Annotated in this window: 2 protein-coding genes; both read right to left on the bottom strand. The window is 44.8% G+C overall.

Features of this window, described 5'->3' with window-relative positions:
* The coding region (locus ACS8FC_RS17180) for an NAD(P)H-dependent oxidoreductase subunit E (RefSeq protein WP_439297675.1) at window positions 1-332 on the bottom strand (332 nt) is incomplete at its 3' end.
* Window positions 333-500: 168 nt separating this feature from the next.
* The coding region (locus ACS8FC_RS17175; protein WP_459112975.1) for an NADH-quinone oxidoreductase subunit D-related protein at window positions 501-737 on the bottom strand (237 nt) is incomplete at its 5' end.

Genomic DNA, 737 nt, shown 5'->3' with positions numbered 1-737 from the left:
TCAGCTGACAGCGCTTCATAACCTGTTAAATAACAAGCCACAGAGTCACATATGAGAATCACATGGCGACCGACAGGTTGGCGATAAATACGGTTAAAGAAAGTCGCAACCCCATCCATATCTGACATCGGGATATCTAGGATGTTGGCAATGGCATTCGCTTGCGCATCATTGACCCAGCCGTTACGCTTTTGCACGATTTTTAGCGCATCTAGCGAGGCGGCACGCGCCTGCGGGTAATGGTGCATAAACTCATGAATGGCAGCGATTTCATCACTGGTGAGGATGCTTTCCACATCTACTTTTGGCATTTTGTCGGAAACAATTTTCATAATCTTCTGTCTTTCCTCACTCATCCTGCTCTATCACAAGCCAATATCAGTCTGATTAAAACTGTAGTTATATTAGCGAATGACAGCATTTTGGTGTGCCATCAGGCAATAATATATTGATTAACAAATACTTTTGAAGCAGCGGTTTTAACCTTAAAGATCAAGATCTTAACGATCGCAATCCGCCATCACAATATCAATCGATGCCAAATACATAATGGCATCAGAAACCAGCGAGCCATTGATGACCGATGGCATCTGTTGCAAATGCGCAAATGTCGGCGTACGAATACGGGTACGATAGCTCATCGTGGCCTTGTCTGAGGTGATGTAATAACTGTTCAGACCTTTAGTCGCCTCAACGATCGTTGTACATTCGCCCGCTGGCATCACAGGACCCCAAGA

Source organism: Psychrobacter sp. 1Y4 (assembly GCF_051847555.1).
This window is presented reverse-complemented; position numbering and strand designations above follow the sequence as displayed.